This window comes from Curtobacterium sp. MCBA15_012, assembly GCF_001864935.2.
Lineage (GTDB): Bacteria > Actinomycetota > Actinomycetes > Actinomycetales > Microbacteriaceae > Curtobacterium.
Window position 1 is genome coordinate 3,255,672 of record NZ_CP126267.1, and the last position, 19,793, is coordinate 3,275,464.

Here is a 19,793-nt window from a genome sequence, read left to right on the forward strand (position 1 = left end):
CTTCGCGCACTTCCGCAGGCTTTCGCAACGCTTCGGTTGCTTGCTAGTGTGAGCCGGTGATCACCAAGCGCGTGACGACGCTCGCCGACGGCCGCGAGCTCATCTACTTCGACGACGCCGACACGCAGCTGCCCGCCGAGCGCAGCATCGACGCGCGTGTCCTCGACCCCCGCCCCGAGACCGCGCGGATGCGACAGGACGTCCTCACGGGCGAGTGGGTGTCGATCGCGGCGAGCCGGCAGAACCGGGTGTTCCTGCCGCCGGCCGACCAGGACCCGCTGGCGCCGCAGACGCCCGCGAACCCCTCCGAGATCCCGAGCCGCTACGACGTCGCGGTGTTCGAGAACCGGTCGCCCTCGTTCGGCCCCCTGCTCGAGGCAGACGACGCCCCCGAGTCGCTCGAGTCGCTGTCCGACGTCGGCCTGAACCGACAGCTCCGGAGCGTCGGTCGGTGCGAGGTCGTGTGCTTCTCGCCCGCGACCGAGGGCTCCTTCGCGTCGATCACGGAGTCGCGCGCGCGCACCGTCGTCGAGGCCTGGGCGGACCGCACCGCTGCCCTGTCGGCGATGCCCGGCATCCAGCAGGTGTTCCCGTTCGAGAACCGCGGCGAGGCGATCGGCGTCACGCTGCACCACCCGCACGGGCAGATCTACTCGTACCCGTACGTCACCCCGCGCACGCAGCGTCTGCTCGCGTCGATCGAGCGCTTCGGCCCCGACCTGTTCGAGCAGCACCTGGCGAACGAGCGGGCCTCGGAGCGCGTGGTGCTGCAGGGCGAGCACTTCACGGCCTTCGTGCCGTTCGCCGCGCGCTGGCCGATCGAGGTCCACATGCTGCCGCACCGGCACGTGCCGGACTTCGCCGGGCTGACCGACGCCGAGAAGGACGAGCTCGCGTCGATGCACCTCCGCCTGACCCGCGGGCTCGACGCGCTGTACGACACCCCGACGCCGTACATCGCCGCCTGGCACCAGGCCCCGGTCCACGTCGGCCGGGACACCGTGCGGCTCATGCTGCAGATCACGTCGCCGCGTCGTGCGGCGGACAAGCTGAAGTTCCTGGCCGGCAGCGAAGCCGCCATGGGCGCCTGGATCGGGGACCTCGTGCCCGAGAAGGCCGCCGAGTTCATCCGAGGAGGGATCGAGCGCGCATGACGTTCCAGCAGGTCTACGGGTACGAGCCGGCAGTGCGGTACTCCGCACCCGGTCGCGTCAACCTCATCGGCGAGCACACCGACTACAACGACGGCTACGTGCTGCCGTTCGCGATCGACCGCCGCACGGTCGCGTCGATCACCCCGCGCGAGGACCGCCTGATCCGCGTCGCCTCGGCCTTCGAGCCGGACGCGGTGCACGAGCTGTCCCTCGACGAGCTCGACCCGTCGCGCATGGACGGCTGGTCGGCGTACGTCTTCGGCATCGCCTGGGCGCTCCGCGAGCAGGCCGGTGCGGACCTGTCCGGCGTGACCGGGTTCGACGTGTTCATCGACTCCGACGTGCCGGTGGGCGCGGGGCTCTCGTCGAGCGCCGCGATCGAGTGCGGCGTCGCACTGGCGTTCACCGACCTCTGGGACCTCGGGCTCTCGCGCAAGCAGCTGGCGCGCGTCGGGCAGTACTCCGAGAACCACGCCGTCGGCGCCCCGACCGGGATCATGGACCAGTCCGCGTCGCTCCTCGGCGAGCAGGACGCGGTCGTGTTCCTGGACTGCCGCACCCTCGACACCGCCGTGGTCGACCTGGCGCTCGAGGCGAACGGCCTCGAGGTCCTCGTGGTCGACACCCGCGTCGAGCACGCACACGCCACGGGCGGGTACAAGGCCCGGCGCGACTCGTGCGAGCGCGGTGCGGCGGCGATGGGCGTCGAGGCGCTGCGCGACCTGTCGGTCGACGACCTCCCGCGTGCCCAGGAGCTGCTCGACGACGAGACCTTCCGACGCGTCCGGCACGTCGTCACCGAGGACCAGCGCGTCCTCGACACCGTCCGCACGCTGCGCGAGCAGGGACCGCGCGCGATCGGCGACCTGCTCGTCGCCTCGCACGCCTCGATGCGCGACGACTTCGAGATCTCGGTGCCGGAGCTCGACCTGGCCGTCTCGACCGCGATGGAGCACGGTGCCGTCGGCGCGCGCATGACCGGCGGCGGCTTCGGTGGTGCCGCGATCGCGCTGGTCGACCGGGAGGCGCGTGACCGCGTCTCCGCGGCCGTCACCGCCGCGTTCGCCGCGGCCGGGTACCGCGAGCCGAACGTGTTCACCGTGCACGCGGCGCAGGGCGCGCGGCTCGACTGACGTCTGCGGGGCGCGCGCTTGGCGCGCGCGGCGCGCTTGGCGCGCGGTGCGCGCTTGGCGCGCGCGGCGCGAAGCGCGCGCTGCGGTTCGAACTGCCTCAGCACAACAGGAAGCAGCTCGCACCACGGAATTCCGTGGTGCGAGCTGCTTCCTGTTGTGCGGGACGCGCGGACGTCGTCCGGCAGCGAGACGGCGGACGGGAGGCGCGTGGCGGGCCCCCGCCGCGCCTCCCGTCCGGCGGGCTGGCGGCTCACCGGCATCGTGAAAGCGACAGATCCTGGCGGATGTTCCGCCAGGATCTGTCGCTTCCGCGAGGAGGACGGCGATCGGCGGGCGTGATCTGTCGCTTCCGCATGGGAGACGACCGACGCCGGCGCCAACGCCGGGCGCAGGCCTCGCCGACCGCACCCGAGCGCAGGCCCCACCGACCGCAGCCGAGCGCCGGCGCCAGCACCAGCGCGAGCGCAGGCGAGCGCACCCGAGCGCCCCCGCCCGCCTAGTGCAGGTGGCGCTCCGCGGCCTCGACCACGTTCTTCATGAGCATCGCGCGGGTCATCGGGCCGACCCCGCCCGGCGTCGGCGACAGGAACCCGGCGACCGACGCGACCGCGGGGTCGACGTCGCCGCGGAGCTTCGCCTTGCCGGTGCCCTCGTCGAGGACCCGGCTGATGCCGACGTCGATCACGGCCGCACCGGGCTTGACCCAGTCCGGCTGCACGAGTCCGGCGACCCCGGCCGCGGCGACGATGATGTCGGCGCGACGGCACTCGGCCGCGACGTCCTCGGTCAGCGAGTGCGTCAGGGTCGCGGTGGCCTCGAGGCGGGTGAGCAGCAGGCCGAGCGGCCGGCCGACGGTCAGTCCCTGCCCGATGATCGTGACGTGCCGACCGCGGATCGGGACGTCGTACGCCTCGAGCATCGCGACGATGCCGCGCGGGGTGCACGGCAGCGGGGCGTCGATCGTGCCCGCACCACCGGGGACCGCGAGGACGAGCTCGCCGAGGTTCGTCGGGTGCAGGCCGTCGGCGTCCTTGGCGGGGTTCATCAGCTCGAGCATCGGGATGGGGTCGATGCCCTGCGGGAGCGGCAGCTGCACGATGAACGCGGTGACCCGGGGGTCGTCGTTCATCTGCAGGATCGCCGCGCGGATGTCCGCCGCACTCGCGGTCTCGGGCAGGTCGATGCGGATCGAGTCGAGCCCGATCTGCGCCGAGTCACGGTGCTTGCCCGCGACGTACGACACCGAGCCGGGGTTCTGCCCGACCATGATCGTGCCGAGTCCGGGCCGGAAGCCGTGGTCGTGCAACCGGTCGATGCGGACCTTCAGGTCGTCGAGCGTGCGGGCGGCGAGGGCGGTGCCGTCGATGCGGACGGCAGAGCCCTCCCCCGCCCACAGCGCGCGCGGCAGGTCGGCCACGGCGCCCTCCACGCGACCATCGGCCACGGCGCCGCTCACGCGTAGAGCGGGAACGCGTCGGTCAGGGCCTTCACCCGGGCCGAGAGCGCTGCGACGTCCGGGTTCGGCATGAGCGTCAGCGCGATGACGTCCGCCACCTCGGCGAACTCGGCGTCGCCGAAGCCGCGGGTCGCCAGCGCCGAGGTGCCGATGCGGACACCCGAGGTGACCATCGGCGGGCGCGGGTCGAACGGCACGGAGTTGCGGTTCACGGTGATGCCGACCTCGTGCAGGAGGTCCTCGGCCTGCTTGCCGTCGACCTCGGACTCGCGCAGGTCGACGAGCACCAGGTGCACGTCGGTGCCGCCGGTGAGGACGTCGATGCCGGCGGCCTTGGCGTCGGGCTGCGTGAGCCGGGCGGCGAGCGCCTGCGCACCGCGGATGGTGCGCTCCTGGCGGTCCTTGAACTCCGGGGTGCCGGCGAGGAGGAACGCGGTGGCCTTCGCCGCGATGACGTGCATCAGCGGGCCGCCCTGCTGGCCCGGGAACACGGCCGAGTTGAGCTTCTTGAACAGCGTCTCGTCGTTCGACAGGATGATGCCCGAGCGGGGACCGGCGAGCGTCTTGTGCACGGTCGAGGACACGACGTGTGCGTGCGGGACGGGCGAGGGGTGCAGACCCGCGGCGACGAGACCGGCGAAGTGCGCCATGTCGACCCAGAGCTTCGCGCCGACCTCGTCGGCGATCTCGCGGAACTTGGCGAAGTCGAGCTGGCGGGGGTACGCCGACCAGCCCGCGATGAGGACCTTCGGCTGGTGCTCGATCGCCTTGGCGCGGATGTCGTCGTAGTCGACCTCGAAGGTCTCGGGGTCGACGCCGTACGAGACCGCGTTGTAGATGCGGCCGGAGAAGTTGAGCTTCATGCCGTGGGTCAGGTGCCCGCCGTGTGCGAGCTCGAGGCCGAGGATGGTGTCCCCGGCGCTGGCGATGGCGTGCAGGACCGCGGCGTTCGCGGTGGCACCGGAGTGCGGCTGCACGTTCGCGTACGCGGCGCCGAACAGGGCCTTCGCACGGTCGATGGCGAGCTGCTCGGCGACGTCGACGTACTCGCAGCCGCCGTAGTAGCGCTTGCCGGGGTAGCCCTCGGCGTACTTGTTCGTGAGCACCGAGCCCTGGGACTCGAGGATCGCGCGCGGCACGAAGTTCTCGGACGCGATCATCTCGAGGAAGTCGCGCTGCCGGCCGAGCTCCTGCTGCAGGACGGCGGCGATCTCCGGGTCGACCTCGGAGAGGGGGGCGTTGAAGGACGACTGGGTCGCGGTGGGCGACAGGTCGGTGATGGACACGGGACTCCTCGTTGTCGTTCCGTCGCGCGCGTGCACGACGTGGTGGACGGTTGGGCGCGGCCCAGGCGTACGGCTGCGCTCCGTGTCAGGTGTCGCTCCCCGATGGTGACCCATCCAACGCCAGTCGCGACCCCCCGATCGTACCGAGCGGCCCGGTCCGTGTCACCCTTGTCCACATGAACCCGAGCAGCCTCGTCGTCGCATGAGCCTGGCGAGCCCCGACCTCGACGAGCGCACCGACCTGCGCGCCCGCCACGACGTCCCGTGGACGACCGTGGTGTGGGACGACCCGGTGAACCTCATGTCGTACGTCACCTACGTCTTCCAGACGTACTTCGGGTTCGGGCGCGACCGGGCCGACCGGCTGATGCGGCAGGTGCACGAGGACGGCCGGGCGGTCGTCGCGTCGGGTGCCCGCGAGGCGATGGAACGCCACGTCGAGGCGATGCACGGCTACGGCCTCCAGGCGACCGTCGAACGCGCACCGGGAGCGGACGCGTGATCCCGTTCGTCCGCCGCGCCGACGGCCTGCACCTCGGGATGTCCTCCGGCGAGCGCAGCGTCCTCGCGAGCCTCGTCGAGCAGCTGCAGCAGGTGCTCGAGGGCGACCTGGCCGCCGACCCGGTGTCGGCGCGGATGTTCCCCGAGGCCTACCCGGGTGACGCCGAGGCGAGCGCGGAGTTCGCGAAGTACACCCGCTCCGACCTGCTCGCCCAGAAGACGACGAACGCGGGCACCGTGCACGCCTGGCTGACGGGTGCCCACGACGGCGCCCTGACCGCCGAGGACGAGCAGGCCTGGCTGCGCGCCCTGACCGACCTGCGGCTGACGATCGCCGAGCGGCTCGGCATCGTGGACGCCGCCTCCGAGGAGGCGTCGTACACCGGTGACGCCGGTGTCGGCCTCCGTGACGTGTACGACTGGGTCGGGTACGTGCAGGAACACCTGGTCACCTCGCTCACCTCCCAGCGCTGACGGACGGACGGGAGGCGCGGCCCGCCCCCGCCCCGTCGGTCACCCCGTCGGCTCCCCGCGGTGGACGGACGGGAGGCCCGCCCCGGCTCCGCCGCACCGGGTCACTCCATCAGTTCCCCGCGGTGGTCCGCCGCCCACTCCCGGAGGGACCGGGGCGCGGTGCCCGTGATCCGGCTCACGTCGTCGCTCATCACGTCGACGCCGTCGAGGCCGCGGCGGAGCACCCGGCCGAACTGCTGGCGCAGCCCCTCGGCCTGCCACGCGGGCACGCCGCCGGCCCGGACCACCGCGCGGTACACCCGGCTCGGCAGGTGCAGCGGGCGGACGCGTCGGCCGAGCCCGGCGGAGAGCTCACCGGCGATGCCCGCGGCGTCGAGCGCGCGCGGACCGGTGAGGACGGGTTCGGTGCCGTCGTGGTCGTCGCTCGTCAGCACTGCGGCCGCGGTCCGGGCGATGTCGACGGTGTCGATCCAGCCCGCCCGACCCCGCCCGGTGGTGTGCGGGTACCAGCCGCGTCGGATCGCCGGGGCCGAGGGCACGAGGTTCGTCATGAACGCCGAGGGGTGCAGGATCGTCCAGGCGAGCCCGCTCTCGCGCACGAGCCGGTCCGTCCGCCAGGCGGCAGCAGCCCACGGCATCGGCGAGTGCTCGGCCGCGTCCCCGCCGGACAGGTGCACGATCCGCGGGACCCCGGCGCGCTGCGCTGCCCGGACCCCGGCCTCGCCCTGCTCGGCCTGCCGCTCGCTGACCGGCGTGACGAGGAAGAACCGGTCGACGCCGTCGAGGGCGCGCGTGAGCGCATCGACGTCGTCGAGGTCGGCGAGGCGCGCGTCGACGCCGCGCTCCCGCAGGCGGTCGGCCTGCTCGGAACGCCGGACGACGGCGCGGACGTCCGCCCCGGACGCGTGCAGCAGGGCGAGGGTCTTCCCGCCGACGTCCCCGGTGACGCCGGTGATCGCGATCGTGTCGGTCATGCTCGGTCCTCCGTCCAAGAATCAGTTTTCTGTTACTCGACCGTACGCCGGTACCCTGGAGTCGTGTCAAGTGACGGCTCGGTGACCCCCGACGACATCGACGCGATCGCCGCGTGGACGGTGGTCCGAGCCGCCCGCGAACTCGCCCGCCGCCTCGGCGAGGACCTCGCGCACCTCGACCTGACCCCCGTCGAGTTCGGCGCACTCGTCCAGCTCGCCGCCGCCGACCACCTCAGCCAGGCCGACCTCGCCCGGGCCGTCGGGATCCGCCCGCAGAGCACGGCGACGCTGGTGGCCGCGCTCGGGACGCGGGGACTGGTCGAGCGGGGCGCCGCGCCGGGCCGGGGACGCGCCTCCCGGCTGCACCTGACGCCCGCCGGACGCGAGCTGCTGGCGGCCGCGTGGCCGATCGCGCAGGCGAGCAACGCGTGGTTCCCGGACGGCGGCACGGCCGTCGCGGCTGCGCTCCGGCCGTTCACGAGCGGGAACGCGACCGCCGAGGGGGCGGACGGCGTCGCCTGATCGACAGGCAACCTTGCAAGTTCGGCTGTCGAGGATTATCGTTCCGGTGTGGAACCACACGTCGCACTCGCGGTCGACCTGCTGACCCTGCACGGCCGCATCCGGCGGACCCTGCTCACGGGCAAGGCCGACGAGGTGACCGCGTCGCAGACCGCCGCACTCGGCCGACTGCTGCGGTACGGCGAGGCGACGGTCGCCGACCTCGCCCGCGCCGAGGGCGTCCGACCGCAGTCCATGGGCGCGACCGTCCAGGCACTCGTCGACCTCGGCCTGGCGGAGCGACGACCGGACCCCGCCGACGGGCGTCGCACCCTCGTCCGCGCCACCGAGACCGGGGAACGCGCCCGCGAGGAGGCCTGGTCGACCCGCACGGGCGTCCTCGCCGAGCGACTCGCGACCCTGTCCGACGCCGACCGCGACACGGTCGCCCAGGCCGTCGCGCTGCTCGCCCCGCTCACCGAACCCTGACCCAGGAAGAAGCCCGCCACGCCCACCACCGCGAACCGTCCCGACACCGGTGCCGTCCCGACCACCGGGAGCGGCTTCGGCGCCAAGCTCCTCGTCCCCGTCCTGGTCGGGCCGCTCCTCAACCCGATCAACACCACGATGGTCGCCGTCGCCCTCGCCCCGATCTCGCGCGACCTCGGCATCGGGGCGTCGCAGGCGATCTGGCTCGTCGCCGCCCTGTACCTGGCGAGCGCGGTGGCCCAGCCGACGATGGGCAAGCTCGCCGACCGGTTCGGGCCGAAGAAGGTGTTCCTCACCGGACTCGTCATCGTCGGTGTCGCCGGCGTCGTGCCCGAGCTGCTGACGGGCTTCGGCGGCGCGATCACCGCGCGGGTGCTCATCGGGATCGGGACGTCCTCCGCGTACCCGGCGGCGCTCACCACGCTGCGGCAGCACTCGGCCCGGATCGGCAAGCCGACGCCGCCGCTCGTCCTCGGCGCGCTGTCGATCACCTCGCTCGTGTCCGCCGCCGCGGGGCCACCCCTCGGCGGGGTCCTCGTCGCGGCGTTCGGCTGGCACGCGATCTTCCTCGTCAACGTGCCGCTCGCGGTGTTCGGGATCGTGGTCGCTGCGCTGTGGTTGCCCTCGGACCGGCTCCGCCCGCGCGACCCCGACGAGCTGCCGGTGCGCACGGCGCTCGACCCGGTCGGCATGCTGCTCACCACCGGGACGGTGTCGGCGCTGCTCGTGTTCCTGCTCGACCTGCGGCAGGGCTGGTGGTGGCTGCTCGGCGTCGCGGTGGCGCTGCTCGTCGCCCTCGTCCTCTGGGAACTCCGCGCCGTGCGGCCCTTCGTCGACGTGCGCCTGCTCGCCCGGAACGGTGCCCTGTCGCGCACGTACGCCCGGCTCTTCCTGACGTACCTGCTCGCGTACACGATGACGTACGGGTTCTCGCAGTGGGTGCAGGACGTCGCGGGCTACCCGAGCGACGTCGCCGGGTACCTGCAGCTCCCGGCCGCGGTGGTCGCCGGCGTCGTGTCGTTCCTGGTCGCCCGGAGGACCGCGGTGCGCCGACCCCTCGTCGTCGCGGCGCTCGTCCCGCTCGTCGGCGCCGCGCTCCTGCTGTTCCTGCACGCCGGGTCGCCGCTCGTGCTGCTGCTCGTGGTGCCGGCGCTGTTCGGGGTGCCGCAGGCCCTGGCCTCGGTGTCGAACCAGGCGGCGCTGTACCGGGTCGTGCCGTCGGAGTACATCGGGACCGCGGCGGGGCTGTCCCGGACGAGCATCTACATCGGGGCGATCGCGGCGTCCTCGCTCATCGGCGGGGTGTTCGGCCAGGCCCCGACCACGCCGGACCTGCACGTGCTCGCGTGGGTGATGCTCGGGGTCGCGGTGCTGCTGTCCGTGCTGACGCTCGCCGACCGTGCGCTCGCCCGGGCCGACGCGCGCTGAGCGGGCCGCGCCTCCCGGCCGCGCGGATGGAGCAGGAAACGTCGAGTGACCGGCCGCCACCCGACGTTTCCTGCTCCATCCCGGGACGGGGACGGGGGACGGGGGACGGGGGACGGGAACGCAGACGGGGGGGGGGGGACGGGGACGGGAACGGGGGCGGGGCCGGGGACGCACCCGACCGCGGACGGGCGCACCGCGCCCGGTACCCTGATCCGGTGACCGACCCGACCCCCACGCACTGGACCCTCACGCTCGTCTGCGACGACCGGCCAGGGATCGTGCACGCCGTCTCCGGAGCCGTCGTGGCGGCGAACGGCAACATCACCGAGTCGCAGCAGTTCTCGAGCGCCGACACGAACACGTTCTTCATGCGCCTGCAGGTGATGGCGCCGGTCGACCGCGCCGCGTTCGAGCAGGCCCTCGCGCCCGTGGTCGAGCGGTACGACGCCCGCGTGCAGCTCGACGTCGTCGGTCGGCCGCTCCGCACGCTCGTGCTCGTGTCGAAGGCCGGGCACTGCCTGAACGACCTGCTGTACCGGCAGCGCGGCGGGCAGCTCCCGATCGAGGTGCCGCTCGTCCTGTCGAACCACCCCGACCTGTCCGAGCTGGCCGCGTTCTACTCGGTGCCGTTCGAGCACCGTCCGGTCACCGACCCGGCGTCGAAGCAGGCGATGGAGCAGCGCATCCTCGACGCCGTGGACGAGCACGACATCGAACTCGTCGTCCTGGCGCGGTACATGCAGATCCTGTCGCCGGAGCTCTGCGCCGCGCTCGAGGGCCGCGCCGTCAACATCCACCACTCCTTCCTGCCGGGTTTCAAGGGCGCGAACCCCTACCGGCAGGCGCACGCGCGGGGCGTGAAGCTCATCGGCGCGACGGCGCACTTCGTGACGAGCGACCTCGACGAGGGCCCGATCATCGAGCAGAACGTCGTCCGGGTCGACCACACGAAGGACCCGTCCGAGCTCGTGTCCATCGGCCAGGACGAAGAGTCCCGCACCCTCACCCAGGCGGTCCGCTGGATCGCCGAGGACCGCGTGCTCCTGGACGGCGCCCGCACCATCATCTTCAGGTAGGACCGCATGACGAACGCACCGCAGAGCCCCGTCGACTGGGGCGAGGTCCCACCGCCCGTCGACCCGGCAGCGCCCCGTCACCGCCTGGACGGGTGGGGCGTCCTGCGCATCGTCGTGTGCGCGTTCGGCCTGCTGTCGCTCGCGATCTGGGGCTACTGGTCGTGGATCCTGCCCTGGCCCGGGTACCTGTTCATGGTCGGGGCGCCGCTGTTCGCCGCCGTCGTGTGGTTCTTCTTCCGGTCGCCGCGGTCGCCGATCGACACCGACGTCGTCGGCAAGGTGATCGTCGAGACCGCGCTGGTCGTGGCCGCCGCAGCGTGCTGGGTGTCGATCGGGCTGCCGGTGGTCGGGCTCGTGTTCGTGCTGGTGGCGGCGGTGTCCGGGGTGGTCGCGTTCCGTCGGGAGACGGCGTGAGCGACGCGTCCGGCGCCGGCCGGGTCCCCGGGTCCGGTCCCGTCCCCGGCGTGGTCCCCGGCCTGGAGGCGCGGCGCACGCTGGTCCGCGCGTCGCACGTCGTCGACGCGGCCGGGTCCACCGCCGACGGCTGGGTCCTGCTCGCGGGTGACGTGATCGAGGCGGTCGGGGCCGGCCCGGTGGGGCTCGACCCGGTCTCGCCCGGCCGCGGTCCGGGTGCGGACGTCGAGGTCGTCGACCTCGGCGACGCCGTCCTGACGCCCGGGTTCGTCGACCTGCACGGCCACGGCGGGGGTGGAGCCGCCTACGAGGACGACACGTTCGACGCCGCCCTCGCCGTGCACCGAGCGCACGGCACGACCCGGTCGGTGCTGTCCCTCGTCGCGAACCCGATCCCGTCCCTGGTGGCATCGCTCGACCGCATCCGTGCCGTCGCGGCCACCGACCCGCTCGTCCTCGGCGTGCACCTCGAGGGGCCGTTCCTCTCGCCGCACAACAAGGGCGCGCACAACGCCTCGTTCCTGCTCGACCCGACACCGGCCACCGTCGAGACCCTGCTCGAGGCCGGAGACGGTGTCCTCCGCCAGGTGACGATCGCGCCCGAGCTGCCGGGAGCGCTCGACGCCGTCCGCCGCTTCACCGCCGCCGGGGTCACCGTCGCCGTCGGGCACACCGTCTGCTCGTACGACCAGGCCCGGGCCGCGTTCGACGCCGGCGCCACCCTGCTCACGCACGCGTGCAACGCCATGCCGGGGCTGCACCACCGTGCGCCGGGACCGATCGCCGCCGCGCTCGAGGACGACCGGGTGACGCTCGAACTCATCCTCGACGGCGTGCACGTGCACCCCGCCGTCGCCCGTGTCCTGCTCCGCGGGGCGCCGGGACGGGTCGCGCTCATCACCGACGCGATGGGTGCCGCCGGGTCACCGGACGGCTCGTACGCGCTCGGGTCACTCGCCGTCACCGTGACCGACGGGGTCGCGCGCGTGGCGGGCACCGACACGATCGCGGGGTCGACGCTCACCCAGGACCAGGCCCTGCGGCTCGCGGTCTCGGCGGCGGGGGTCTCGCTGCCCGACGCCGTCGGTGCGCTCACCGCCGTCCCCGCTGCCGCGCTCGGGGCCGGGGACCGGCTCGGGCGGATCGCACCCGGGTACGCGGCGGACCTGGTGGCGCTGTCGCCAGGGCTCGACGTGCTGCGGGTGTGGGGCGCCGGGCGCGAGCTGCCGACCGACTGACGACGCGCGCCGCGCGGACCACGGTGCGCACGCCGTCTGGGTGGGCACCCGTCCGCACCGAGCACGCCGTCCGTGCGGAGCGCCCGCCCGCGCCGAGCCCGTCCGACACCCCGACCCCCTCGGTGCCAGGCTGGCCGCATGAGCGTCATGGTCTCGCCGTTCGATGCCCGCCGCGACCGCACGAGCGAGAAGTACACCGCGTACCCCGCCGACGTACTGCCGATGTTCGTCGCCGAGATGGACTCCGTGCCCGCCGAACCGATCCGCGAGGCCCTCGCCCGAGCCGTCACGAACGGGGACACCGGCTACCTCGGGCACACCCGGGTCCTGCCCGAGGTGTTCGCCGACTTCGCCGCTCGCCGGTGGGGGTGGGACGTCGACCCCGACCTCGTCCGGACCACCACGGACGTGTCCGTCGCGGCCGTCGAGGTGCTGCGCCGGGTGATCGCCCCGGGTGACCAGGTCGTCGTGATGCCGCCCGTGTACCCGCCGTTCTGGGACTACGTGCACGAGGCCGGCGGGGTCGTGACCGAGGTCCCGCTCGTCGCCCCCGAGGGCGAACCGGACCCGTTCGGCACCACGGCCGGGTGGCGGATCGACCTCGACGGCCTGCGCCGGGCCTTCGCCGAGGGCGCCCGCACCGTGCTGCTCTGCAACCCGCACAACCCGCTCGGGCTCGTGCACCCCCGGGAGTCGCTCGTCGCCCTCGCGCAGCTCGCGGCCGAGTGGGACGCCGTGGTGGTGTCGGACGAGATCCACGCGCCGCTCACGCACGCCGACGCGGTGTTCACGCCCTTCCTGACCTGTGGGCCCGAGGCGGTCGAGCACGGGGTCGCCCTGACGAGCGCGAGCAAGGCGTGGAACCTGGCCGGGACGAAGTGCGCGCTCATGGTGGGCGCGTCCGACCGTGCCCGGGGCTGGTTCGACGGCCTGCCCGTCGAGGTCGTCGAGCGGACGGGCATCCTCGGCTACACCGCGAGCGTGGCGGCGTTCCGCGACGGCGAGCCATGGCTGGCGTCAGTCCTGGCGGAGCTCGCGGCGAACCGACGGGTGCTCGCCGAGGAGCTCGGCACACTGCTGCCCGGCGCGGGGTACCGGCAGCCGCAGGCGTCGTACCTGGCCTGGCTCGACCTGCGGGCCCTGCCGTGGGGCGACGACCCCGCGCTGCTCCTGGTCGAGCGGGCGAAGGTCGCGCTGACGAACGGGCGGGACTTCGGGCGGCAGGGGGTCGGGCACGCCCGGCTCAACTTCGGGTGCTCCGAGGAGACCCTGCGTGAGGGGCTCGCCCGCCTGGCCGCCGCCCGCTGACACCCGACGCGCACCGCACCCTCACACGACGTCCGCAGCCCGGCCAGCACCCGCGCCGCAGCGCCCCGTCACTCGAACCGCTGCCACTCGGGCTTGTTCGCGTACGTGTACCGGTAGTAGTCGGCGAGGCGCAAGCCGGCCGCGGCCTCCTCGTCGACGACGACCGTCGCGTGCTCGTGCAGCTGCAGCGCCGACCCGGGGACGAACGACGACAGCGGCCCCTCGACCGCGGCGGCGACGGCGTCGGCCTTCGCGGATCCCTGGGCGACGAGCACGAGCTCGCGGGCCTCGAGGATCGTCCCGAGCCCCTGCGTCATGCAGTGCGTCGGCACCTGGTCGAGCGAGTCGAAGAAGCGGGCGTTGGCCTCGCGCGTCGAGGGTGCGAGCGTCTTGATGCGGGTGCGCGAGGCGAACGACGACGTCGGCTCGTTGAACCCGATGTGCCCGTTCGCCCCGATGCCGAGGATCTGCACGTCGACCCCACCAGCGGCGCGGATCGCGGCGTCGTACTCCTTGGCCGCGAACGCCAGGTCGGCGGCCCGGCCGTCCGGCACGCGGACCCGAGCGGGGTCGAACCCGAGCGGCTCCACGACGTCCCGGGCGATGACGCTCGCGTAGGACTCCGGGTGCTCGAGCGGGATGCCGACGTACTCGTCGAGCGCGAACCCGCGGGCGGCGCCGAACGACACCTCCCCCGCCTCGACCCGGCGTCGCAGGTCGGCGTAGATCCCCTGCGGACTCGACCCCGTCGCCAGGCCCACGACGGCGGACGGCTTCTCGGTCACGACGGACGCGATCTTCGCTGCGGCCACACGCCCGACCTCGGCCGGCGTCGGCAGGATGATGATCTCCACGCCGCCAGCGTACTGGTCATGACCACTTCGCGACAGGGGTGGGCGGTAGCGTGAGGGCATGCCCACCCCCGACTTCGTCCTGTCCCTCCGCGCGAAGATCGGCACGGACCTGCTCTGGCTGACCGGTGTGACCGCCGTCGTGACCCGCGGCGAGGGCGACGCCCGCGAGCTGCTCGTCGTCCGTCGCGCTGACACGGGCGCGTACACGCCGGTGACGGGCATCGTCGACCCGGGCGAGGAGCCCGCGGTCGCCGCCGAACGCGAGGTCCTCGAGGAGGCCGACGTCGTCGCGGTCGCCGAACGTCTGGCGTGGGTGCAGGTCCTGCCCGAGATGACGTACCCGAACGGGGACCGCGCGCAGTACCTCGACCTGGTGTTCGCGTGCCGCTGGGTCTCCGGCACGCCCGCGCCCGCCGACGGCGAGAACACCGAGGCGTTCTGGGCACCGCTCGACGCGCTCCCCGAGATGTCCGCGGACATGCGGGCCCGCGTCGCCGCCGCACTGGCCGACGAGCGGGAGGCGCGCTTCGAGCGCTGACCCGGCCCCGGCGGGTCACCAGCTCAGCGACGACCCCGTCGCCGGGGCCCGTCCCGCCGTCGCCGAGGGCCACGCTCCCGCAGCCGTACGAGCGCGAGGCCGGCGAGCACGGACACCACACCGATGCCGACCCTGCTCGCGATCACGACCCAGCGCACGTCCGAGCCCGTCTGGACGCCCGTGAGCACGGCGACCGCGCCGAAGCCGGCGAGCAGGACGGCGACGGCCGCCGCCGACGTCCCGGTCCTGCGATCCACCAGCACTCCCTCGGTTCCGTGCGGCGAGCCTACCGGACTGATGTTCCACATGCAGCGCGAGCGCAGGTCCGCCGAGTCGGTCGCGGTGGTGAGGAGACGCCGGACGGGAGGCACGGTGCCAGGCCGCCACGCGCCTCCCGTCCGCGGCGCGGAGCCGACGTCACGGCCGCAGCGACAGCCCACGGGCAGCGTGCCCCGCGAGGTGTCGCCCAGCGCGTGGGTCGCAGCGCAACGCGCCCGACCACGTGCGCGCTACACGAGCCGCGCGACCGCGACCGGGGCGCCGAGCAGGCGCAGCGCGACCGGGTCGCCCGGGGTGCGGCGATCACCGACCTCGTGCTGGACGGTCACGACGGTGTCGTCGTCGAGCCGGACCGTGGTGCGCCGGATCGAGCCGAGGAAGCTCGAGGCCACGACCGTGCCGGTGACGCCCTCTGCGGCGAAGGCGACGTCCTCGGGCCGGACGTGTGCGATCACCGGACCGTCGGGTGCCGAGCCGTCGAGCGCGGGCACCCGGAAGCCGTACACGAACACGTCCCCGCCGCGCAGGTCGCCCCGGAGCCGGTTCGACTGCCCGACGAAGTCCGCCGTGAACGCCGACGACGGGGTGCGGTAGAGCTCCTCGGGCGTCCCGACCTGCTCGATGCCGCCGTCGTGCATCACCGCGATCCGGTCGGAGACGGCGAGCGCCTCCTCCTGGTCGTGGGTGACGAACACGGTGGTGATGCCGAGGTCGCTCTGGATGCGTCGGATCTCGTCGCGGAGGGACACGCGCACCTTGGCGTCGAGCGCCGACAGCGGCTCGTCGAGCAGCAGGACCCGGGGGCGGGTGACGAGCGCGCGGGCGAGGGCGACGCGCTGCTGCTGGCCGCCCGAGAGCTGGTGCGGGTAGCGGTCGGCGAAGTCCCCGAGGTGCACCATGTCGAGCGCGTCGACGACCCGGGAGCGGCGCTCGACGGGCGGGACCCGTCGCATCTCGAGCCCGAACGACACGTTCTGGCGCACCGTCATGTGCGGGAACAGCGAGTACTGCTGGAACACCATGCCGATGTCCCGCCGCTCCACCGGGGTGTGCGCGACGTCGGCACCGTCGATGCGGATCGCGCCGGCGTCGATCGCCTCGAGCCCGGCGAGCGCCCGGAGCGCGGTGGTCTTGCCGCAGCCCGACGGTCCGAGCAGCGAGACGAACTCCCCCGGCTCGATGCGGAGCGACAGCCCGGCCAGGGCGCGGTGCGTGCCGTAGTGCTTCTCGACGGCCTCGAGCTCGACGGCCGCGCCCTCGGCGGCGAGGGACGCCGGTGCGGCTGGGGCGGTGACGGTCATGCGGACTCCTTGGTGCGGGACCTGCGGGACACCCCGACGCGGCCGATGAGGACGAGCAGCACGAAGCCGAACAGCAGTGCGGCGAGCGAGAACACCGCCGCGACGTACGGGTCGGTCGACTGCACGAGCAGCAGCGCGGTCTGGAACGTGGTCCGGGACAGGAACGAGGCGAGGGTGTACTCGCCGAGGACGACGGTGATGGTGAGGAAGCACGCGGCGGTGATCCCGCGGCGGAGGTTCGGCAGCAGGATGCGCCACGTCACGGTCCACCACGAGGCCCCGAGCGTGCGGGCGGCCTCGGACAGGGTCGTGACGTCGACGGCGGTCAGCGCGGTCGCGATCGGACGGAACGCGAACGGCAGCGCCACGATCCCGACGGCGAACGAGAGCGTCCACGCGTCCGACCCGAGGACCTGCGCCACCACCTGGTACACGGGGACGAACCCGACGACGAGCACGACGACCGGCACGGTGATCGGCACGAGGCAGACGAACTCGAGCACGCGCCGGAGCCGCGGGTACCGCATCGCGGTGATGACCTGCGCGGGCAGCAGCACGAGCAGCACGATCCCGACCGTGATGAGGGCGATGAGCAGGGACGCCCCGAGCCCGTCGAACACCGGCTGGTAGGTGGCCGCGTTCGCCGGGTCGACGATCGCGGCGTAGTGGTCGAGGGTCAGGCCGCCGTCGGTCCCCTGGCGGAAGGTGAACTGCACGAGGGCGACGAACGGGACGGCACTCACGAGGCCGACGACGACCAGCACGATCGCCGCGGTGACCCGTGACGGGGCGACGCCGAAGCGGCGGGGGCGGGGCGCGCCTCCAGACCGGCCCGCCCGTTCACGCGGCGGACGCGGGCCGGCGGTGCCCACCGCGCCGCCCGTCGGACGCGTGCCGACGGCGGCTGCCGTCCGACGCGGGCCGCCGGGCCCACCCGTCGGACGCGTGCCGACGGCGCTCACCGCTGCCACCGTGCTGCCCGGCGCTGCAGCAGCGCGTAGGCACCCATCACGACCGCCATCACCACGACCATGCCGAGCGCGAGCACCCCGGCGACGTTCTGCAGGCCGAGGACGGTCTCGCTCGTGAGCTGCGCGCGGATCGTCAGCGGGACGATGCCGCCCTGCGAGATGAGCGCGGCGGCCGTCGCGAAGGACGAGAACGCGTTCGCGAACAGGAGCAGGAGCGATCCCCAGAACGCCGGGGCGAGGACCGGCAGCGCGACCCGGCGCCAGTAGGTCCCGCGCGGGGCGCCGAGGGTGGCCGCAGCCTCGCCCCACTGGGTCTTCACGCCCTCGAGCGCGGGCATGAACGTGAGGACCATCAGCGGGACCTGGAACGAGACGTAGGGCAGGACGAGCCCGGGGACCGTGTACAGGAACGTGCCGTTCGCGTTGATGTCGACACCGAGGGTGGACACGAGCCACGTCGTCACGAGGCCCTGCGCGCCGATCGTCGCGATGAAGGCGAAGGCGAGCATGACGCCGCCGAACTGCGCGAGCACGCTCGCCGCGGCGTCGATCAGGGACCGGACGAGCCCGTCCGGGTCGAGCGCGGCGAGCGCCCAGCAGACGACGGCCCCGACGACGGCACCGATCACGGCCGAGACCGCCGAGAGGCCGAACGAGCCGCCGAACGCACGGAGGACGGACGGGTCGGAGAACGCGGCGAGGTTGGCGAGGGTGAACGCGCCGTCGCCCGTGGTGAACCCGCTGCCGACCGCGATCGCGGCGGGGACGGCGAGGAACAGCAGGACGTACGCGGCGAAGGGGGTGAGCCCGAGCCAGGCGAGGCCGGGGCGACGCCGGACACGGGGGGCCGCGTCGCGGCGAGCGGTCGCGGCCGGTCCGGACGTGCCGGGGCTGCCGTGCCCGGCGGTCGTGCCGGGCTGGCCGGCACCGGCGGCGGGGTCGGACGTGGGTGCGGTGCTCGTGGCGGCCGGACCCGCGGTCCGTGGCCCCGCCGCTGGTGCCGTCGTCATGCGCCTCAGGACCCCATCGTGGTGGACCACTTCGCAGCGAGGACCTTCGCGGCCTCGGTGACCTGCGCGTCGGTCAGCTCGACGGTGTCCTTCGGCATGCCACCGGCGGCCTTGAGGGCGTCGGCGTCGACCTTGCCGGACTGCTCCATCGCGGCGAGGGTCGACGGGAAGGCGCCCGCCTGCAGGTACAGGTTCTGCGCCTCCGGGCTGGCGATGTACTCCTGCCAGAGCCGCGCGGCCGCCGGGTGCGGGGCGTCCTTGTTGATGGCCTGCGAGTAGTACGAGCCGAGGGCCTTCCCCTCCGGGATGACCGTCTTCCAGTTCTTGTTCCCGCTCGCACCGGCGGCCGGACCCCACGCGAGGTTGTTGTACGACCACTGCACGACGACCGGGGTCTCGCCCGAGGCCACCGTCGCCTGCGTCGGCAGGACGTTCTGGAAGTTGCCGGCCTGCTTGAGCTTGCCGAAGTAGTCGACGCCCTTCGTGATGTCGTCGGCCGAACCGCCGTTCTCGAGCGCGGCGAGGTACACGGCGCTCGCGGCCTGGTTCGCCTGCGTCGGGTCGCCCGCGATCGAGACCTTGCCCTTGTACTCGCTGCCGAGCAGGTCGTTCAGGTCCTTCGGCGCCTTGGTGATCTTCGAGGAGTCGTAGCCGATCGACATGAGGCCCGTGTAGTCACGGGTCCACTTGCCGTCCGCGTCCTTCAGGTCCTCCGGGATGTCCGACCAGTTCGCCACCTTGTAGTCGGTGAGCAGCCCGAGGTTCTGCTGCATCACGGCGTTGCCGAGGTCGAGCACGTCGGGGGCGGTGGACTGGCCCTTCTGCGACTTCACCGCGGCGACCTCGTCGGCGCTCGACCCGTTGGGGTTCGCCGAGGTGATCGTGATGCCGGGGTACTTCTTCTCGAAGCCGGCGATGATCTTGCCGTAGTTCGCCCAGGTGGGCGGGAGGGCGATGACGTTGAGCTTGCCCTCGGCCTTCGCGGCCTGCACGAGGGCGTCCATGCCGCCGCCTGCCTGGGCGCTGGTGGCGGTCTTCCAGTCGGTGTCGCTCGACGTCGCCGCGCTGCTCGTCGCCGAGCAGCCGGCGAGGGTGACGACGGCCGCGGCGGCGAGGGCGATGCCGGCGAGGGTACGGGTGTGCTGCACGGGGTGCGCCTTTCGGGTGCGGGGGTGCCCGGATCGGGGGGCCGGGGCGGGGTCCTGGTTGCGGTTCGGTGCTGGTCGGTGCGGTCCGGGTCCGGTGGGGCCGGGTCCGGGTCTCCGGGGCCGGTGGGCCGGGTCCCGGCATCCCGGGCCCGGTGGTCCGGGTCCCGGCATCCGGGTCTTGTCGTCCGGAGCCGCGTCCGGGACGATCGTGGACGCGGCCGGTTTCCGCGTCCTGCCGCGGCGGTGAACGATGGCGGAAC

The 19,793-nt window shown here is 73.5% G+C and carries 21 protein-coding genes and 1 riboswitch; of the genes, 12 read left to right on the forward strand and 9 right to left on the reverse strand.

Annotated features, from left to right (window positions below):
* Positions 1–56 precede the first annotated feature (56 nt).
* Both galT and galK read left to right on the forward strand, forming a co-directional pair.
* Positions 57–1,154, forward strand: a complete 1,098-nt coding sequence (gene galT / locus QOL15_RS15060) for a galactose-1-phosphate uridylyltransferase (protein ID WP_071246179.1) — start codon at positions 57–59, stop codon at positions 1,152–1,154.
* Positions 1,151–2,287 (forward strand): galactokinase, encoded by a 1,137-nt coding sequence (galK, locus tag QOL15_RS15065; protein ID WP_071246177.1) that lies wholly within the window; start codon positions 1,151–1,153, stop codon positions 2,285–2,287. The genes galT and galK overlap by 4 nt, the downstream gene beginning before the upstream one ends.
* Before the next feature lie 496 nt (positions 2,288–2,783).
* On the opposite strand, the gene QOL15_RS15070 is transcribed toward galK, so the two are convergent.
* Both QOL15_RS15070 and glyA read right to left on the reverse strand, forming a co-directional pair.
* A complete protein-coding gene (locus QOL15_RS15070; protein ID WP_254780240.1) occupies positions 2,784–3,695 on the reverse strand; it encodes a tetrahydrofolate dehydrogenase/cyclohydrolase catalytic domain-containing protein in 912 nt (303 codons plus the stop codon).
* A gap of 44 nt (positions 3,696–3,739) precedes the next feature.
* Positions 3,740–5,023 carry a serine hydroxymethyltransferase gene (gene glyA, locus QOL15_RS15075; RefSeq protein ID WP_171898819.1) on the reverse strand — a complete coding sequence of 428 codons (1,284 nt, stop codon included), beginning with the start codon at positions 5,021–5,023 and terminating at the stop codon, positions 3,740–3,742.
* A 58-nt stretch (positions 5,024–5,081) separates the two neighbouring features.
* A riboswitch (ZMP/ZTP riboswitch) is annotated at positions 5,082–5,167 on the reverse strand.
* A 64-nt stretch (positions 5,168–5,231) separates the two neighbouring features.
* On the opposite strand from glyA, the gene clpS reads away from it, so the two are divergent.
* Together clpS and QOL15_RS15085 are read left to right on the forward strand one after the other, a co-directional pair.
* A complete protein-coding gene (clpS, locus tag QOL15_RS15080; RefSeq protein ID WP_065964248.1) occupies positions 5,232–5,531 on the forward strand; it encodes an ATP-dependent Clp protease adapter ClpS in 300 nt (99 codons plus the stop codon).
* Positions 5,528–6,004, forward strand: coding sequence for a DUF2017 family protein (locus tag QOL15_RS15085; RefSeq protein WP_071246175.1), 477 nt, complete (start codon positions 5,528–5,530; stop codon positions 6,002–6,004). Before clpS ends, QOL15_RS15085 begins: the two co-directional genes overlap by 4 nt.
* Before the next feature lie 101 nt (positions 6,005–6,105).
* Here QOL15_RS15085 and QOL15_RS15090 read toward each other — a convergent pair whose 3' ends face one another.
* Positions 6,106–6,978, reverse strand: a complete 873-nt coding sequence (locus QOL15_RS15090; protein ID WP_071246173.1) for an NAD(P)H-binding protein — start codon at positions 6,976–6,978, stop codon at positions 6,106–6,108.
* Positions 6,979–7,041: 63 nt separating this feature from the next.
* Here QOL15_RS15090 and QOL15_RS15095 point away from each other — a divergent pair, with 63 nt between their 5' ends.
* The 7 genes from QOL15_RS15095 (at position 7,042) to QOL15_RS15125 (ending at position 13,432) form a co-directional block, all read left to right on the forward strand.
* Positions 7,042–7,500 carry a MarR family winged helix-turn-helix transcriptional regulator gene (locus tag QOL15_RS15095; protein WP_171898827.1) on the forward strand — a complete coding sequence of 153 codons (459 nt, stop codon included), beginning with the start codon at positions 7,042–7,044 and terminating at the stop codon, positions 7,498–7,500.
* 48 nt (positions 7,501–7,548) lie between these two features.
* Entirely contained in the window at positions 7,549–7,968 is a 420-nt protein-coding gene (locus tag QOL15_RS15100; protein WP_071246171.1) for a MarR family winged helix-turn-helix transcriptional regulator, read from the forward strand.
* Positions 7,969–8,070: 102 nt separating this feature from the next.
* Positions 8,071–9,396, forward strand: a complete 1,326-nt coding sequence (locus tag QOL15_RS15105; protein WP_302847147.1) for an MFS transporter — start codon at positions 8,071–8,073, stop codon at positions 9,394–9,396.
* Between the two features lie 215 nt (positions 9,397–9,611).
* A complete protein-coding gene (purU, locus tag QOL15_RS15110) occupies positions 9,612–10,472 on the forward strand; it encodes a formyltetrahydrofolate deformylase (protein ID WP_071246169.1) in 861 nt (286 codons plus the stop codon).
* A gap of 6 nt (positions 10,473–10,478) precedes the next feature.
* Positions 10,479–10,886 carry a YrdB family protein gene (locus QOL15_RS15115; protein ID WP_083230384.1) on the forward strand — a complete coding sequence of 136 codons (408 nt, stop codon included), beginning with the start codon at positions 10,479–10,481 and terminating at the stop codon, positions 10,884–10,886.
* Positions 10,887–10,948: 62 nt separating this feature from the next.
* Positions 10,949–12,124: an N-acetylglucosamine-6-phosphate deacetylase gene (nagA, locus tag QOL15_RS15120; protein WP_071246254.1), complete on the forward strand. Its 1,176-nt coding sequence runs from the start codon at positions 10,949–10,951 to the stop codon at positions 12,122–12,124.
* 138 nt (positions 12,125–12,262) lie between these two features.
* Positions 12,263–13,432, forward strand: coding sequence for a MalY/PatB family protein (locus QOL15_RS15125; RefSeq protein ID WP_071246168.1), 1,170 nt, complete (start codon positions 12,263–12,265; stop codon positions 13,430–13,432).
* Between the two features lie 68 nt (positions 13,433–13,500).
* Here the strand turns inward: QOL15_RS15125 and nagB are convergent, their stop codons facing one another.
* Positions 13,501–14,286 carry a glucosamine-6-phosphate deaminase gene (nagB, locus tag QOL15_RS15130; protein WP_065964483.1) on the reverse strand — a complete coding sequence of 262 codons (786 nt, stop codon included), beginning with the start codon at positions 14,284–14,286 and terminating at the stop codon, positions 13,501–13,503.
* Positions 14,287–14,344: 58 nt separating this feature from the next.
* On the opposite strand from nagB, the gene QOL15_RS15135 reads away from it, so the two are divergent.
* Entirely contained in the window at positions 14,345–14,824 is a 480-nt protein-coding gene (locus QOL15_RS15135) for an NUDIX domain-containing protein (protein WP_065964484.1), read from the forward strand.
* Positions 14,825–14,847: 23 nt separating this feature from the next.
* On the opposite strand, the gene QOL15_RS15140 is transcribed toward QOL15_RS15135, so the two are convergent.
* The 5 genes from QOL15_RS15140 to QOL15_RS15160 form a co-directional block, all read right to left on the reverse strand.
* Positions 14,848–15,081 carry a hypothetical protein gene (locus tag QOL15_RS15140; protein WP_139197358.1) on the reverse strand — a complete coding sequence of 78 codons (234 nt, stop codon included), beginning with the start codon at positions 15,079–15,081 and terminating at the stop codon, positions 14,848–14,850.
* A 252-nt stretch (positions 15,082–15,333) separates the two neighbouring features.
* Positions 15,334–16,404, reverse strand: coding sequence for an ABC transporter ATP-binding protein (locus QOL15_RS15145; RefSeq protein WP_071246164.1), 1,071 nt, complete (start codon positions 16,402–16,404; stop codon positions 15,334–15,336).
* Positions 16,401–17,366, reverse strand: coding sequence for an ABC transporter permease (locus tag QOL15_RS15150; protein WP_305404753.1), 966 nt, complete (start codon positions 17,364–17,366; stop codon positions 16,401–16,403). The genes QOL15_RS15145 and QOL15_RS15150 overlap by 4 nt, the downstream gene beginning before the upstream one ends.
* A complete protein-coding gene (locus tag QOL15_RS15155; RefSeq protein ID WP_083230386.1) occupies positions 17,363–18,385 on the reverse strand; it encodes an ABC transporter permease subunit in 1,023 nt (340 codons plus the stop codon). The genes QOL15_RS15150 and QOL15_RS15155 overlap by 4 nt, the downstream gene beginning before the upstream one ends.
* A 5-nt stretch (positions 18,386–18,390) precedes the next feature.
* A complete protein-coding gene (locus QOL15_RS15160; RefSeq protein WP_071246162.1) occupies positions 18,391–19,533 on the reverse strand; it encodes an ABC transporter substrate-binding protein in 1,143 nt (380 codons plus the stop codon).
* Positions 19,534–19,793 lie beyond the last annotated feature (260 nt).

Excerpts from the sequence above, each read along its gene's own strand:
- galK (WP_071246177.1), top strand. The coding sequence starts at position 1,151 with ATGACGTTCCAGCAGGTCTACGGGTACGAGCCGGCAGTGCGGTACTCC.
- clpS (WP_065964248.1), top strand. The coding sequence starts at position 5,232 with ATGAGCCTGGCGAGCCCCGACCTCGACGAGCGCACCGACCTGCGCGCC.
- QOL15_RS15090 (WP_071246173.1), bottom strand. The coding sequence starts at position 6,978 with ATGACCGACACGATCGCGATCACCGGCGTCACCGGGGACGTCGGCGGG.
- QOL15_RS15115 (WP_083230384.1), top strand. The coding sequence starts at position 10,479 with ATGACGAACGCACCGCAGAGCCCCGTCGACTGGGGCGAGGTCCCACCG.
- QOL15_RS15125 (WP_071246168.1), top strand. The coding sequence starts at position 12,263 with ATGAGCGTCATGGTCTCGCCGTTCGATGCCCGCCGCGACCGCACGAGC.
- QOL15_RS15135 (WP_065964484.1), top strand. The coding sequence starts at position 14,345 with ATGCCCACCCCCGACTTCGTCCTGTCCCTCCGCGCGAAGATCGGCACG.
- QOL15_RS15145 (WP_071246164.1), bottom strand. The coding sequence starts at position 16,404 with ATGACCGTCACCGCCCCAGCCGCACCGGCGTCCCTCGCCGCCGAGGGC.
- QOL15_RS15155 (WP_083230386.1), bottom strand. The coding sequence starts at position 18,385 with ATGACGACGGCACCAGCGGCGGGGCCACGGACCGCGGGTCCGGCCGCC.